Below are 267 nucleotides of genomic sequence, written 5' to 3' on the forward strand. Positions count from 1 at the left end.
TGACAGGCAGGCATTCTAACCAACTGAACTACCGGACCATTTAATTTTTGGTTGCGGGGGCAGGATTTGAACCTGCGACCTTCGGGTTATGAGCCCGACGAGCTACCGAACTGCTCCACCCCGCGATGATAAAATTTTAGAAAAGCTTGGCGGCGTCCTACTCTCACAGGGGGAAACCCCCGACTACCATCGGCGCTGAAGAGCTTAACTTCCGTGTTCGGCATGGGAACGGGTGTGACCTCTTCGCTATCGCCACCAAACCATTGA

1 tRNA gene and 1 rRNA gene are annotated in these 267 nt (G+C 53.6%); both read right to left on the reverse strand.

What is annotated here, in order from left to right:
- Nucleotides 1-48 precede the first annotated feature (48 nt).
- Nucleotides 49-125, reverse strand: a tRNA-Met gene (locus tag RUW00_RS22875).
- A 19-nt stretch (nucleotides 126-144) separates the two neighbouring features.
- Nucleotides 145-260 (reverse strand): 5S ribosomal RNA (rrf, locus tag RUW00_RS22880).
- Nucleotides 261-267 lie beyond the last annotated feature (7 nt).

The organism is Bacillus sp. IS1 (genome assembly GCF_032461585.1).
GTDB lineage: Bacteria > Bacillota > Bacilli > Bacillales > Bacillaceae > Bacillus > Bacillus velezensis.